This is a genomic window from Herpetosiphonaceae bacterium, assembly GCA_036374795.1.
Classification (GTDB): Bacteria; Chloroflexota; Chloroflexia; order Chloroflexales; family Kallotenuaceae; genus LB3-1.
Genome location: DASUTC010000304.1, coordinates 1 through 16484, shown reverse-complemented (window position 1 = coordinate 16484; position 16484 = coordinate 1). Strand labels below are relative to the sequence as shown.

At 64.4% G+C, this 16484-nt stretch carries 6 protein-coding genes; 1 reads left to right on the top strand and 5 read right to left on the bottom strand.

The window, feature by feature from the left end; genetic code table 11:
- The 5 genes from VFZ66_23680 to VFZ66_23660 all read right to left on the bottom strand — a co-directional run.
- Positions 1–2712 (bottom strand): amino acid adenylation domain-containing protein (locus tag VFZ66_23680; GenBank protein HEX6292210.1); only part of this gene is annotated, 2712 nt, incomplete at its 3' end.
- Between the two features lie 5 nt (positions 2713–2717).
- On the bottom strand, positions 2718–10700 hold the full coding sequence (locus VFZ66_23675) for an amino acid adenylation domain-containing protein (GenBank protein HEX6292209.1): 7983 nt from the start codon (positions 10698–10700) through the stop codon (positions 2718–2720).
- A gap of 605 nt (positions 10701–11305) precedes the next feature.
- The gene (locus VFZ66_23670; protein HEX6292208.1) at positions 11306–14119 is read right to left on the bottom strand and encodes a hypothetical protein; all 2814 of its coding nucleotides are present in this window, start codon (positions 14117–14119) and stop codon (positions 11306–11308) included.
- A 412-nt stretch (positions 14120–14531) separates the two neighbouring features.
- Positions 14532–15563 carry a glycosyltransferase family 4 protein gene (locus VFZ66_23665; protein ID HEX6292207.1) on the bottom strand — a complete coding sequence of 344 codons (1032 nt, stop codon included), beginning with the start codon at positions 15561–15563 and terminating at the stop codon, positions 14532–14534.
- A gap of 19 nt (positions 15564–15582) precedes the next feature.
- Positions 15583–15738 (bottom strand): hypothetical protein, encoded by a 156-nt coding sequence (locus VFZ66_23660; GenBank protein HEX6292206.1) that lies wholly within the window; start codon positions 15736–15738, stop codon positions 15583–15585.
- 137 nt (positions 15739–15875) lie between these two features.
- Here VFZ66_23660 and VFZ66_23655 point away from each other — a divergent pair.
- The coding region (locus VFZ66_23655) for an aminoglycoside phosphotransferase family protein (GenBank protein ID HEX6292205.1) at positions 15876–16484 on the top strand (609 nt) is incomplete at its 3' end.

The following is a 16484-nucleotide window of genomic DNA, read 5'->3' as shown; positions in this document are numbered from 1 at the left end:
GCTCTCATGCACCTGCGGATGCTGGCCCAGCACCGTCTCTACCTCGCCGGGCTCGACGCGGAAGCCGCGAATCTTGACCTGATGATCGATGCGACCCAGAAACTCGATGCTGCCATCGGGGAGATAGCGCGCCAGATCGCCCGTGCGATACAGCCGACCGCCCGGCGCTGTGCTAAAGGGATCGGGGATAAACATGGAGGCCGTCAGATCGGGCCGGTTGAGGTAGCCGCGTGCCAGTTGCACGCCGCCGATATGCAGCTCGCCGGGCACGCCCACCGGCAGCGGCTCCATGCGCTGATCCAGAATATAGATCTGCGTGTTGTCGATCGGACGGCCAATCGCCGGACGCCTGGGCCAGTCCGCGACCTGACGCGGCAGCGTGAGCGCGGTGACGACGTGCGCCTCCGACGGGCCGTACTCGTTGTAGAGCGTACAGTCGGGAAGCTGCCGGAGCATCGCCGTGATCGCCGGCGTAAGCTGAAGCTGCTCCGAGCCGGAGATGATCTGCCGCAGCCGACACCTGCCGTGCTGCTCGACGCGGAAGCCCTCGGCGACCTGCTGGAGCGCAACTGCCGGAATGAACAGCCGCTGGATCTCCTGCTCCGTCAGCAGCGCCGCCAGATTGACGACATCGCGCCGCTGCTCCTCGGTGATGCTGACGACGGTGCCGCCCGTTGCCCAGGTGCTGAACAAATCCTGAAACGAGACATCGAAGCTGAGCGAAGCGAACTGGAGCGTCCGCGCGCCCGGCGGCAGGACGTTATGGCGGACCTGCCATCCCAGCAGATTCAGCAGCACCCGGTGCGTCATCGCGATCCCCTTGGGCCTGCCGGTCGAGCCGGAGGTGTAGGTGATATACACGAGCGCATCGGCGAGCGTGTGGCGGGGCGGATCGCTGGCCGGAGCCTGCGCGATCTGCGGCCAGTCGGTATCCAGCCGCACCATCCGGGCCGCGTGCGCAGGCAGCGCCGACTCCAGACGCTCGACGGTGAGCAGCACCGAGACGCCAGCATCCGCCAGCATAAACGCCAGGCGCTCCTGGGGATAGGCCGGATCGAGCGGCACGTACGCGCCGCCTGCCTTGAGGATGCCCAGCGCCGCGATCACCTGCTCGATCGAGCGCTCCATACAAATCCCGACCCGCGTCTCAGGCATGGTGCCGCGTGCCTGGAGATAGTGGGCGAGCTGATTGGCGCGCTCGTTCAGCTCACGGTACGTCAACTGGACATCGCCGAAGATCAGCGCGACCGCGTCGGGCGTGCGAGCGACCTGCGCCTCGAACACCTGCGGCACGCTCTGCGCGTCGAGTCCTGGCGCTTCCGTGGCGTTCCAGGTCTTCAGCAGCAGATGCCGCTCGGCAGCCGTCAGCAGCGATAGATCCGCCAGGCGCTGATCCGGCTGGGCGGCGATCTGCTCCAGAATCGTCTGGAAGTGGCCCAGCATCCGCTCGATCGTCTCCGGCTCGAAGCGGCTGGACTCGTACCCGATCCGCACCTCAAGCGCTTTGCCCGGCACAGCCTGCACCGTCAGCGGGTAGTTCGTCGTCTCGACCGTCTCGATGTCGCGCATTGCCAGCCGCGAGGTCGTGCCCTGCACTGTCTCGTCGGCGAACTGATACACGGGCATGTTCTCGAAGACGACAATGCTATCGAATAAGGACGTGCCGCCCGGAATATCGCTCCACTTTTGCACCTGCGCCAGCGGCGTATACTCGTACTGGCGCAGCTCAAGCTGCCGCTGCTGGAGTGCCTGGAGCCAGTCACGGATCGATGTTTCGGGCGTTACCTGGACGCGGAGCGGCAGCGTGTTGATGAACAGCCCGATCATCTGCTCCACGCCAGCAAGCTCCGGTGGACGGCCAGCGACGGTCACGCCGAAGACGATATCGCGCTCGCCGCTGTAGTGGCTCAGCAGAACGGCCCACGCGCCCTGGACCACCGTGCTCAGCGTCACGCGCTGCTGGCGAGCCAGCGCTTGCAGCGCCCCGGTCGTCTCCTCGCTCAGCACTGCACGCTGCGACTGGTAGGCGTCGGCCTGATGGTCCGCAGACGCGGTCGCGCGCTCCACGCGCAGCGGCGTCGGCGCGGTAAACCCCGCGAGCATCTCGCGCCAGAAGCCCTCGGCCTGCGCATGGTCCTGCCGTTTGAGCCAGGCGATATAGTCGCGGTAGGGTCGTGGGCGGGGCAGCCGCGCATCTCGCCCGCTGCAATGCGCCTCGTAGTAGGTAAAGAACTCGCGCAGCACCAGCGGAATACACCAGCCATCCAGCAGGATGTGATGGCTCGTCAGGAGTAACTTATAGGTGTCGTCCGCGATCCGGCACAACGTCAGACGCAGCAGCGGCGCCTTGCCCAGAGTAAAGCCCCGGCGGCGCTCGTCGACCAGCAGATCGCCGAACGCCTCGTCTTGCTCGATCGCCGACAGGTCGCGCCAGTCGTGCTGCTCGATCGGCGGCCTGACATGGCGATGCACTACCTGCACCGGCTCGTCGAGATCTTCCCACAAGAAGGCGGTGCGCAAGATCGCGTGCCGGTTGATGACCTGCTGCCAGGCGTGCTCGAAGGAGTCCAGCCGGAGGTCGTCCTGAAGCGTGCAGTGGTGCTGCTCGACGTACAGCCCACCGGCGGGATCGTAGAGGCTATGGAACAGCATGCCATGCTGTGTCGCCGAGACAGGGTACATATCTTCGATGGTGTTGTGCTGCATGGGCATGGTCATTATCCTTCCTGGATGGTACGAGCATTGGCAATCAGTTTATCGATCTGTTGCTGGTTGAGGCCGATCAGCGGAAAGTCCGACGGCGTATAGCCTCCGGCGTCGGGCGAGAGACAGTGGGCGATCAGCGCTTGCAGCTCGGCGATGAATCCGTGGGCCAGGCGCTCGATCGTCGCCTGCCGATGAACATGCCTGCTGTACGTCCATGTCATCTGGAGCGCGCCTGCGGCCACAAATCCGTTGATGTCGATCAGGTGCTGCCGCTCACCGCGTGGGCTGTGCTCCGGCCCATACGCCGCCGTAGCAAGCCGAAATGGCGCTGCTTCGGGCAGGGCCTGGTCGAACTGTCCCAGGTAATTAAAGCTGATCTCCGCCCTGGGCAGCGCGCGGAGCTGTGCCACAGCCTCGGAATCAGCGCGCAGATAGCGCAGGATACCATATCCGATTCCGCGCCGGGGCACCCGCCGGAGCTGCTCTTTGACACTCTTTATCGCCGTGCCCGGCTCCCAGGCATCGCTCAGGTCCAGGTAGACCGGAAAGAGGCTGGTGAACCAGCCGACCGTGCGCGAGAGATCCACGCCGTCGAAGAGATCTTCGCGTCCGTGGCCTTCCAGATCGAGCAGCAGCCCGCGCTCTCCGAGCCAGTCGGCGCAGCTCAGCACCAGCGCGGTCAGCAGCAGATCGTTGATCTGCGTCGCATAGACCCCCGGTACGTCGTGCAGCAGGTGCGCGGTTTCCTCGGCGCTCAGCGCAACCGTCACGCTTCCGCTGGAAGCAACCGTATTCTCGCCGACAGGATCGTCCACCGGCAGCGACACGGCATACCGGTCGCTCTGGGTGAGCCAGAAGTCGAGCTCCTGCGCCGCCTCCGGCGTTTGCGCGTAGGCATGCAGGCGCTCCGCCCAGTGCTTGAACGAGGTCGTCTTGGGCGGCAGCGTCACGGGCTGTCCCGCGCTGATCTGGTAGTAGGCGGTCTGAAGGTCGTCCAGCAGAATCCGCCAGGAGACGCCATCGACCACCAGATGATGGACGATCAGCAGCAGCCAGCCGGGCAGCGCTCCCCGATCGAAGTACGCAACACGCATCAGCGGCGCGTCCCCCAGGCTGAAGCTGCCCTGGAGCTCGGCGGCGGTCGCTTTCAGCGCTGCGTGTTGATCCGGCTCTGCAAGGCCCGAAAGGTCGAAGCGCGTGCAGATCGGCTGATCGGTCGGCGGGGCATGCTGCTGCTCCCAGCCGGTCGGCGTCTCGACGAAGCGCAGGCGCAGGGCATCGTGATGCAGCACGAGCTGCTGGACCGCCCGCTCGATCGGCGCGAAGTCCAGCGGCTGGATCAGCTCCAGCAGCACCGACTGGTTGAAGTGATGCCGGTCGATCCGCGCCTGCTCGAAGAACCGATGCTGGATTGGCATCAGCGGCACGGCTCCCGTCACCTGGGCGTCGTCGGTGTGTGCCAGCGCGGTGGTCGTAACCACGGCGGCCAGCTCCGCGATCGTCTGGTAATCGAAGACCTGCCGAGGCGATAGATCGATCCCCGCCTGCCGCGCGCGCGCCGCAAGCTGGATACTCAGGATCGAGTCACCGCCCAGATCGAAGAAGTTGTCGTTGACGCCAACCTGATCGACCCGCAGGACGCTGGCCCAGATCTCAGCCAGCGCAAGCTCGACCATGCTCTGCGGCGCGACAAAGGCCGCCTCCAGATCGGGTCGAGTCTGGTCCGGCACCGGCAGCGCGTGGCGGTTAACTTTTCCATTCGCCGTCAGCGGCAGCGCATCGAGCACGACAAACGCGGCGGGGATCATCTGCGCGGGCAGGCGCGCCGCCAGGAACTTCCGTAGTTCCGAGTTCCAAGTTCCAAGTTCCAAGTTCCAAGTTTCAGGTTCCGCGTGCCCAGTTCCTTTGTTCGTTTGTTCCGCTACGACATACGCCACCAGCCGGTGCTCACCGGGCACGTCTTCGCGCACCAGCACCACCGCCTCACGGACGGCAGGATGCTGAAGCAGCGTGGCCTCGATCTCGCCAAGCTCGATGCGGAAGCCCCGGATCTTGACCTGATGATCGACCCGGCCCAGGAATTCGATCGCGCCATCGGCGCGGTAGCGCGCCCGATCGCCGGTGCGATACAGGCGACCGCCCGGCCGGGTGCCTGGCCGGGTGCCCTCTGGGCATGGCACCCCGCGGCTGAAGGGATCGGGGATGAAGCGCTCGGCGGTCAGGTCGGGCCGGTTGAGGTAGCCGCGCGCCAGGCCCGCGCCGCCGATATGCAGCTCGCCGGGCACGCCCACCGGCACGGGTCGAAGCTGCTGGTCGAGGACATAGATCTGCATGTTGCTGATCGGCTGGCCGATCGGCAGACGTTGGAGGTTCGGCTCCGGCTGGCAGAACCAGTGCGTCGCATTGATCGACGCCTCGGTCGGGCCGTAGAGCTGGATCAGATCCGCCTTCAGACGCGCATGGAGACGAGCCATTACATCGATCGGCAGCGCCTCGCCGCCGCTGAAAACCCTGAGCAGCGACCGGCAGGCTTCGAGACTCGGCTCTTCCAGCACCATCCGCAGCAGCGACGGCACAAGGTGCGCGATCGTCACCTGCCGCGCGGCCATCAGCTCGGCCAGGTAGGCGCTGTCCTGCTGCCCGCCGGGCTGCGCCATGATCACCTGCGCGCCCGCCAGCAGCGGCCCGATCAGCTCCCAGACCGAAATATCGAAGCTGAACGACGCGATGTGCAGCACGCGATCCAGCTCGGTGAGCGGGTAGCAGCGCTGCGACCAGCACAGGGTGTTCCCGATCGCGCGATGGCTGATCTGCACACCCTTTGGACGGCCCATTGAGCCTGAGGTGTAGATGATATACGCCAGATGATCGGGATCAACGCCGCTATCGACATTCGCGTCCGACTCCTGGCTGATCTGTGACCACGCATCATCGAGGCAGATGACGCGCGCTTCGTTGGCGGGCAGCTCGGCGGCCAGCCAGGATTGTGTCAGCAGAATCGGCGCCTGCGAGTCGGCCAGCATGAACTGCAAGCGCTCCTGGGGATACGTCGGATCGAGGGGCACGTAGCAGCCGCCCGCCTTGAGCACGCCCAGCAGCGCCGCGAGCAGCTCCGGCGAACGCTCCATGCAGATCGCGACCGGGATGTCGGGGCCGACGCCGAGCGCCTGCACGTGGTGGGCGATCTGGTTGGCGCGACGGTTCAGGTCGCCATAGGTCAGGCGCTGATCCTCGAAGGCCACAGCGACCGCGTCGGGCATGCGCGCGACCTGCGCCTCCACCAGCTCATGCAGGCAGCGATCCGACGGATACGGCGCTGTCGTGGTATTCCATTCTACCAGCAGTTGACGGCGCTCGGCGTCGGATACTAGCGCAATCTCCTTCAGGCGCTGCTCAGGCCCGGCGACCATACGCTCAAGAATGGTCTGGATATGACCGAGCATCCGCGCGATCGTCAGGGCATCGAACTGGTGGACATCATAGGCGACATGGATCGTCAGCGGTGGTCCCTGAACGGCGCTGACCGTGAGCGGATAGTTCGTCTGCGTAAGGAAGCGCACGTCCCGAATCGCAAGTCCGGCGGGCTGCTGCTTGAGCGCCTCGGCAACCGGATAATTTTCAAAGACCAGGATGCTCTCGAACAAGGGCTGTCCGCGCGGGATGTCGCTCCACTCGCGGATCTGCGCGAGCGGGCTGTACTCATACTGGCGCATGTCCACCTGCTGCGCCTGAAGCTCGCCGAGCCACTGCGCCAGATCGATCGTCGGCGACACCTGGACGCGCACCGGCAGCGTGTTGATGAACATCCCGACCATGGTTTCGCTGCCCGCCAGCTCCGGCGGTCGGCCCGAAACCGTCGAGCCGAAGACAATATCGTGCTCGCCGCTGTAGGCGCTGAGCAGCAGCGCCCATGCGCCTTGCAGCAGCGTATTGAGCGTGATCTGGTAGCGCCGGGCCAGCGCCTGCAATCCGCCGCTCAGCGCTGCCGCAAGCGCTACCTCCTGCTCCGCGTACCCGCTGCCGGGATCGGTCGCGCTTTTTGCCGGAGTATCCACGACCAGCGGCGTTGGGTTGGTAAATCCGGCCAGCCGCTGCCGCCAGTACGCCTCGGCTCGCGCAAGATCCTGCTGCTGGAGCCAGGCGATATACTCGCGGTAGGGTCGGCTGGACTCCAGCGCGGCGGCGGCTCCACCGCGCCAGGCCGTATAGCATGCCAGCACCTGGGCCAGCACATGCGACATCGACCAGCCATCGAGCAGCAGGTGATGGGCGGTCCAGATGAACTGATGCGTCGTTTCGCTCAGTTGCAGCAGCGACAGCCGCAGCAGCGGAGCCGATCGGAGGTCGAACCCGCGCACACGATCGTCTTCCATAAACGCGGCCAGGCGCTCGGCCTGGACGGCGACGGGCTGATCCCGCCAGTCGTGCCGGATAATCTGGAGACGTACCGGCTCGCGAACCACCTGGAGCGGTGTGTCGAGATCTTCCCACAAGAAGGCGGTACGCAAGATCGCGTGCTGATCGACGACCTGCTGCCAGGAGCGCTCGAAGGCGTCCTGATCGAGCATCCCCTCGATCAGACAGCGAACCTGCTCGACATACACGCCCGACTCGGGCGCGTACAACGTGTGGAACAGCATGCCCTGCTGGACTGGCGTGAGCGGGTACAGATCGACAATCTGCCGGTCGCTTCCCAGCAGCCGCTCGATCTGCGCTTGATCCAACTGCGTCAGCGCGCCCGTGCCGCCGCCGACCGTGTGCTCGGCGGGTTGGGCCTCGTGTGGGCGCAGCCCTGCGGCGAGCGCGGCAATCGTCGGGGATTGGAAGAGCTGGGTCGGCCTCAGACGCAGACCGATCTGATTTGCCCGGCTGATAACCTGCAAGCTGAGGATCGAGTCGCCGCCCAGCGAGAAAAAGTTGTCGTGTATCCCCACCTGCTCCAGGCCGAGCACCGCCGCCCAAATGGCTGCTAGCTGCTCCTCAACGGGCGTGCGCGGCGGCACGAATCCCTGCTCAACGGTAAGGCTGTGCGTTTCCGGCATGGGCAGCGCCCGCACATCGAGCTTGCCATTGGTCGTCAGCGGCAGCGCATCCAGCACCACAAACGCGGCTGGCACCATGTACTCTGGCAATCGCGCTGCCAGGAATGCGTGGAGCTCCTGAGACGAGCTAAGAACTAAGAGCCGAGAACCATCTGTGGTATCCCCCTGGTTCTCGCTCGGAACCACGTACGCTACCAGCCGAGGCTCGCCGCCGTTGTCGGCCCGCGCCAGCACCACGGCATCGCGCACGGCCTCGTGCTGCCGCAGCACCGCCGCGATCTCGCCCAGCTCGATCCGGAAGCCACGAATCTTGACCTGCTGGTCGATCCGCCCCAGGTACTCGAAGCCGCCGTCGCACAAGGAGCGGGCACGATCGCCGGTTTTGTACAATCGCGCGCCCTGCGTGGGATCGCCGTCGAATGGATGGGGGATGAACCGCGCGGCGGTCAGGTCGGGCCGGTTGAGGTAGCCACGGGCCACACCCGCGCCGCCAACATAGATCTCTCCGGGCACGCCTGGCGCAACTGGCCGAAGCTGATCGTCGAGGAGGTACACCTGGAGGTCAGGGATCGGCACGCCGATCAGGCTGCCCGGCGCTGCCCGCACGTCTGCCGCCGCGAGCGGACGATAGGTGACATGCACGGTCGTCTCGGTGATGCCGTACATATTCACAAGCTGCGGAGCCTGGTCGCCATAGCGGTCGATCCAGGGGTGTAAGCTGCGGAGATCGAGCGCCTCGCCGCCGAAGATCACCAGCCGCAGCGCAGGCTCGTCGGGAGTATCGGCAGCCTCGGCAGCGCGGATCAGATGGCGAAACGCGGTCGGCGTTTGGTTGAGCACCGTGACCCGCTCGGAGCGGAGCAGCGCATAGAACGCCTCAGGCGTGCGGCTGATCCCGTAGGGCACGACGACCAGCCGACCGCCGTGCAGCAGCGGCCCCCAGATTTCCCAGACCGAAAAATCGAACGCCGCCGAGTGGAAGAGCGTCCACACATCGCGCTCGTCGAAGTGGAACCACGCCTGCGTGGCGCTGAAGAGCCGGACAACCTGCGCGTGTGCGACCATCACGCCCTTTGGCCTGCCCGTCGAGCCGGAGGTATAGATGATGTAGGCCAGGTTCTGCGGAGCTACCTCGCTTACGGGCAGCGTGGTCGGCTGCGCGGCGATGCTCGGCCAGTCTCGATCGATGCAGATGACCGTCGAGGCATTCGGCGGAAGCTGCGCCAGCAGCGCGCGCTCGGTGATGATCACCGGGACGGCGCTATCCTCCAGCATAAAGCGCAGCCGCTCCTGGGGATACGTCGGATCGAGGGGCACGTAGCAGCCGCCCGCCTTGAGCACGCCCAGCAGCCCGACGATCAGCTCGGCTGAGCGCTCAAGGTACAGCGCAACCCGCGTCTCGCCCTGCGGGCACCCGCCGACACCCAGCGCGCGGAGATGGTGCGCGAGCTGATTCGAGCGGTGCGATAGCTCGCGGTAGGTCAATCGGGTGCCGCCGTCAGTCAGCGCAGGCGCGTCTGGGGTGCGCGCCGCCTGCGCCTCGAAGCGCAGATGCAGGCAATCGTCCTGAGGATACTCAGTCGTGGCGCTCCAGGCCGCCAGCAGATGCTCCTGCTCCGCCGCTGTCATCAGCGCGATCTCGGCGACGCGCTGCGCAGGATGGGCGACGATCGCCTCCAGAACCGTCTGCATATGACCGAGGATCTGCCTGATCGTCGCGGCATCGAAGCGACGGCTATCGTAGTCGATACGCAGCGTCAACTCCTGACGGAGCCGGACGACAATCGTGAGCGGATAGTTGGTTCGCTGCAAGAACGTGACGGTATCGCGGGTATCGTGCTGGCCGCTTGATGGGGCGTTCTCAGCAACGGGAAAATTCTCGAACACCACGATGCTCTCGAACAACGCCTGTCCCGGCGGCACATCGCTCCAGCGCTGGACCTCTACCAGCGGCGTGTACTCGTACTGGCGGAGCGCAAGCTGCTGCTCCTGAAGCCGTTGCAGCCACACGAGCAGCGGCTCATCCGGGCTCAGCCGGACCCGCAGCGGCAGCGTGTTGATAAACAGCCCGACCATCGCCTCGCTGCCCCGAAGCGACTCCGGTCGACCGGACGATGTCGAGCCGAACACAAGATCATCCTCGCCGCTGTAGTGCCCAAGCAGGAGCGCCCACATGCCATGAAACAGCGTGCTCAGGGTCAGCCGATGCTGCCGGGCCAGCGTTTGCAGGTCTGCTCCCACCGCCGCCGGCAGCGTTATTGCCTGCTGGGCATAGCGTTCGTCGCTGGCGGGAGCGGGACTGAGCGCGCGATCGATGCCCAGCGGCGTTGGGATGGTGAAGCCCGCGAGCACCTGCCGCCAGTACTCCTTGCCCTGGCTCAGATTCTGACGACGCAGCCAGGTCAGGTAATCACGATAGGGACGGCGGCGCGTGAGCGCTACCTCGCGTCCGGCCAGCAATGCCTCGTAGCACTGAATCACCTCGCCCCAGATGATCGCGAACGACCAGCCATCCATGAGCAGATGGTGATAGGTAAAGATATAGGAGATCACGTCATCGGCGCGCCGGATCAGCGTGAGACGAAGCAAGGGCGGGATCGTCAGATCGAAGCCGCGCCGCTGGTCTGCCTCAAGATACGCCGCCAGCAGGTCCTCTTGCTCCGCCGGTGCATAGTCGCGCCAGTCAAGCTGCTCACACGGAAGTGCGACATAGCGTTGTACGAATTGCAGTGGCTCATCCAGATCTTCCCACGCAAACGCGGTTCGCAAAATCGGGTGGTGCTCGATGACGATCTGCCAGGCGCGCGCGACCAGCGCCGGGTCCATCGGGCCAAGGCTGCCGATCACATAGTCGCAATACATGCCTGACTCTGGCTCCGCCAGACTATGGAAAAGAAGGCCCTGCTGAATGGGCGATAGCTTATAGATGTCTTCAATGTCTTCCGACATCATCGTAGGCTGCTCCTAAGGTGAGGTTTGGCTACATGTGGTGCTTGAAGTCGAGCTGGACACGGTTGGGGCGAAGAGGAAGTTCCGGATTTGCAGGAACGAGGGCAAGGCTCGCCGTGGCGGTATCCTAGTGCGGGCTATCCGGCAGGCCGCACCTGCTAGATCGCCGCGTGCGACGCTGGCTCCGTAGAATGATCGCGCGCTCGTGATCCGCGCGCCGATCCGATCGGCTCATCGTATGCATCGGGTGTGGTGCATGCTCCTTCATCGAACATCGTGCGCTCACGACCAGCTCTCCAATGAGCTGGCCGGGGTTGATTCAAAGGCCACAGCGATAGTCGTTACGTAATCCCGCATGGATGCGCCTGAGGCTGAGTGTGATGGAGATCGACGTATCTGGCGTATTCCGCCCCTGCGGTGTAGTGCGAAATAGGATCTGGGCTGTTACAGGCGATGATTTGTTGGATCTGGACCGACCGGGCTATGCATAAATAATTGTTTACTACGATGCCCAATTTGTCAAGTGCTCGCAGGCACGAAATGGCGCGCGCAGAGAGCACCGCCATAGCAGGCTCTCTGCGCGCGCAGCATCCAGGCTGACGACAGGATTAGTTTGTGACGCGGGCGAGCCTGATCAGCGTGTTCGATCCGCCGCTGACGATCTGCTGCGCATCGGATATCCAGCCAGAGCCGGCCATATACCCGTTCGCGTTCCACCAATCTTCATCATCGGTGTACACATAGCCGGTTGCCAGGGCTTGACTGAAGGAGGCCGGCGCGAAGACGCCATAGGAGAAGCCAAGGTTAGGAAACGCGCTCATCGTCGTCGATGCGGCGCGGAAGAGGCAAAACCGCAGCGTCGTATTGTTGGTGGAGACGTTCGGAGTAATCGGCCCCGACGACCAGTTTTGATTATTGTTGTCCTCGTTGTCGAAGTAGCGGCCAAACTCAACCGATCCCGCTGGGCAGACCGAGCCAAGCTTCAGCACCGCGTAGTGGCGTTGCGGCTGGTTCGTCGTCGAGAGCGCGCGGAAGAGGCTGCCCGGCACGCGGCAGAAGCGAAACGTCGTATTGTTGGTGCTCGTCGTCGCGCCAATCCAGCCGCCGCGTCCGTTGGCATTATTGTTGTCCTCATCGTCCATGTGGATGGTGACGAGTTGCCCGGTTGGGCAGCTTCCGGTGGAAGGTATGACGCCGACCTGATTGCTCACGCGCCCGTAAATATCCATCTCGCTATTGCGGCTGAAGTCGGTGTACTGCCTGGGATAGACCATCCCGGCGCTGTGGCACCAGTTCCGCTTCATCCCCAGATTGTTGCCGCCCGGCAATTGACCCGCCCAGACGGAAACGACGCCGTCATCGATGCCGGAGAGAATAAATGACGAGGCATGACAGATCGACTCGAAGATCCACCAGTTGCCGTGCGCGGTCGTCGCGTAGTATACCTGATTGCGCGCCCACCAGGGAATGCTCGCCTGCCATAGGGCCGCGCCCAGCTGCGTTAAGTTCCAGTTTGCACCGCAGGAGGCACCAAAGACCTGGCCGATCCAGGCGAGCAGACCGGCGAGCGGCGTACCCCAGTAGGGCGTGCCAACCGACTGAATCCGGCGCGGTGCCTGGGACCAGTCCAATCCGCTCCAGTAGTAGGCGTAGAGGTGGAGCGCCGCAGCGCCGCCCTGGCTATGCCCGACGATCGTGTAAGCCTGCGAGAAGGCCTGATCGCCCTGCTGGTCGATCAACTGGGCAAACTGGTTGTGCGAGCGATTCTGGAAGGTATCGCTGAACTCAACCGTCGGCCCGTCATCAAATTCCCACTGCGGCCACAGCGTCCCTGAGCAATAGCCGTGGACCAGGAAAATACCCTCGGAGGGGATCTGCTGGAGCGGGCTGTTCACGGCTGTGCTCCCAGCGCGAGCGGCGGCTGCCGATCGGGGCTCGCGGAAGGCGATCGGCTGCACGCCCGACGCTACGGACGCGGTGCCGCCCGCTGCCCGACGTGATGGCTGCGCTGCGCGGCTGCTGCGCTGCGCGGCGGATCGGCTTTGCGCTTCGCTGCGCCGTCCCATGCGCAGCTCGGGATCGCTACGATCGATCCGCTCTGGATCGGTGAATGCTCCTGCTGGAAGATCACCCGCCTCGATCGGCATTTCGTCGGCGGTGGCGAGCGGCACGAAGGTATCGGGATCTTGTACCCGCACCTGGCGCAGCGCCAGCGGCGCGGTCGCTCCTGCCAGCGCCAGCCAGCGGCTATCGAACTCCAGCTCTAGCTGCACCAGGCCGCCAGCCTGTCCCTGCGGCGTTACCATGCCGCTCGTCCAGCCAACCGGGATCAGCGCTCCGCTCGCATTCGTACCCCAGACCTCGGCGTACACTAGCGCCTGCGGCGGAACCTCCGCGCGCGATTCGGCCTCCAGGCTCAAGCCAAGGCGCTGTTCATCGATCACCCGGCTGGATACCTGGCCGGTGAGGCTCAGCGACGCTGGCAGCACGGGGAAGATATGCTCGCTCGTGCGCTCGATGGTCGTTCCATCCGGCAGGGTGCCACGCAGCCGCACGGAGGCGCGATACATGCCCGGCTCCAGGGCTGGCAGCACCATACCTGCCCGTCCATCGCGCGGCTCGTCATCTCCGTTCCCGCCGTCATCCAGCAGCGACAGGATGCGCTCCTCGCCGCCGGGAGCTTGCACGACGATCGTACCCTCCAGGGAAGCCTCCGTCAGCGGGCTGGGCATGTCGGGCCGCGTGGCGGGAGGCTCTGGCTCCTGATCTGCCTTTTCCGGCGGCGCTGGCTCGGCAGGAAGCGGCTCGTCGTACAGATAGGCGCCAAACCCGATCGGTTGTCCTTCAACCAGAGCCGTCGTCGTGAGATAGCTATAGAGGCCATACGTGCTTTCAGGCGACACGACCAGAAAGCCATCGGTCGGCGGTCGATCGGTCGTAATGGTCACGCCCCAGGAGCCTGACGGAGCGCGGTAGATCGTGTATAGCTCCGCCGGATACTGAATCTCTTCCATGCCGATCGAGGTCACTTCGTGTTTCCCGCCCGACTGTTCGCTCAGCTCAGCCAGCGTCTGCTGCCGACCGTCAGGTAATGTCAGGTGGACCTGCCAGGCTGCGCTTTCGGACGCAATCAGCAAGATCGCCAGCTTCTCGCTCCGATCGATCGTCAGCTCGCCCGACCAGGAGCCGCCCTCGCCTTCGGGCGTAAATCGCACGTTGATCAGAGCGTATGGAGAGCGCGTGCCGGCCTGACGCGGATCAGGCAGCCGCATTGCCTCCAATTCATCGGCAGGCCCACTCGGATGCTTGGGTTGCAGGCCCGGTGGGTCGATCTCTTGCGCCACGGTAGCCCGAGGCACGTTCCAAACGCTCGCGAGGAGCACGCCTAGCAAGATGATTCGGAGCCACGTTCGTACCATCATCGAACCTCCTGGCAATGAATGGCGCGCGCACATGACTACCTGCCGCGGACCGGTCGCTCTCAACCGACCGTGCAGGAGGCGCGGTAACGTTGCGGGATGATTGAGCACAGCACCCCTGGGGGGCGAGCAAGGGGCCGTTGTGCTGAGATGGGGGATGCCTACGGACGAAAGATGTCGTCGTTCAAAGCTTCACGTTTCACGTTCGACGTTTCAGGTTTCGAGTGTCCGGCGCTGGCTTCTCGGTTCTCTTATGCTCTTCACGCTTTATTCTTTTCCTTCGCTCCTCCTTTCGAGCTATGTCACAGCACGAAGGGCCGCCCGTGTGTGACGACCCACAGACGAGCAACCTGCTCTAGTGCGAAGACGCGCAAGGCCCGCTTGACCTTTCCCTGATGCGGCTCGCCCAACGCGCCTAGCCCGCCAGGATACGCCGATACACTTCCTGATAGCGGATCGCCATTGTGGAGCGGCTAAACGACTCCTCGACGCGGCGGCGGCACGCTGCGGGATCGATCGTGTCAATCTTCTTGAGGGCACGAAGCATCCCATCCAGGTCATCGGCCAGGAACCCATCAATGCCACTTCTGACGATCTCACGAAGCCCTCCACGAGGCATCGCGATGACCGGAGTCCCACAGGCCAGCGCCTCGATCGCGACCAGTCCAAAGGGCTCCTCCCACTGGGCGGGAAAGACGAGCGCACGGGCATGCGAGAGCAGTTCGGCCTTCTCCTGAAGATTGACTTCTCCCACATATTCGATGCCCTGTCCAAGCTGCGGCTCGATCTGCGTGTGAAAGAAGTGTGGATCGTCGATGCGCCCGGCAAGCTTCAAGGGCCAGCCTGATCGCCGGGCGAGCGCTATCGCCAGATGGCACCCTTTTTCGGCGCGCATCCGACCGAGATAGGCCAGGTAGCGCTCCTTCTCACGCACCAGCGGGTAGATGCTTGGGTCCAGCGCGTTATGAATCGTGGCAATGCTCGGCAGATCGGGCATGCTGCCGCGCTGGGCATGGCTGATCGTGCTGAAATACATGCCTGGGAACTCCGCCAGGAGGCGGTAGAAGGGCTGATTGGAGGGCGTCAAGATGCGGTGAATGGTATGCAGGATCGGCGGGCGGCGCATCGGCGCGCCGATTGCCACGCTGAGCAAGCCCGCATGATCGTGGATCAGATCGAAGCCTGCGCGTGCGGCCTCCCGATAGGCAAAGAGGGCGTGCATCGCTTCCACCGCCGCGCGACCGCTGGTGGCGAGATGCGCGTCCTGCGGCTCGTCGAACCAGCAGCGGAGCATGGCGGAGGTGCGGCTTGAGCCAACGGCGTACAGCGTCACCTCGTCGCCGCGCGCGACGAGCTCCGCGACAAGGTCATTGACGAGCGTTTCCGTGCCGCCGTGCGTCGTCGGCGGCACACTGAACCACGGGGCCACGATCATCGCGATCTTCATACCGCACGTCCTCCAAACATCACGATCGACCGAAGTTGCAGCGCCGGGGAGCCGTCGCCGCGTACGGGCGTGCCATCGCTGCCGGGCTGATCGCCGGGTGTGAGTCGTGGATCGTGCGGTGCTGCCCGGTGCCAGCCGGAGCACGCAGCGTACACGTGGCGCTGCTCTTATGCAAGCAAAGCGCTCCGTCGTCATTCTACTCGCCGATGATAGACGGATGCAATATCTTGTTATGCTCCATCTGTGCCTCGAGGCGGTATAATATCGTCGTATCGTGATTTCAGCTAGCTTGAAGGATGATGAGCCAGTTCCATGACTACGCGCCTATCACACAGCACCGCAACGTACGAACCGCTCGGATCGCGTGGCACCGTCCGTGTGGGGAATACCGTGCGACGCCAGCGCCATGCCTCGTCTCGTCCGATCCACGCGCTCCTTGAACACCTGCGATCGGTTGGGTTTTTGGCCGTGCCCGATGTGCTCGGCATCGACGATGATGGCCGTGACGTGCTTAGCTGGGTGGAGGGCGATGCAGGCGTGGAGCCGATCTCGCCCGACGTATCGAGCGACCAGGCGCTCGTCGCGGTCGCCGGGCTGATCCGGCGCTTCCACGACGCCACGACCACGTTCCGCTGGGAGCACGGCGGCTGGAATAGCCTCCTGGCCGATCCGAGCGGTCGCTCGGAGGTCATCTGCCATAACGATCTCTCCACGCACAATATTGTCTATCGGCGTACGAATCCCGTCGCGATTATCGATTGGGAGTTCGCGACGCCCGGCTCTCGTCTCTGGGATCTGGCGTATGCGTGCGTCTGGTTCGTGCCGCTCCATTCCCCCGAACATTGCGCATCCGCTGGCTGGGGCATCGTCGATCAAGCGCGGCGGCTACGACTATTCTGCGATAGCTATGGTCTTGGAAGC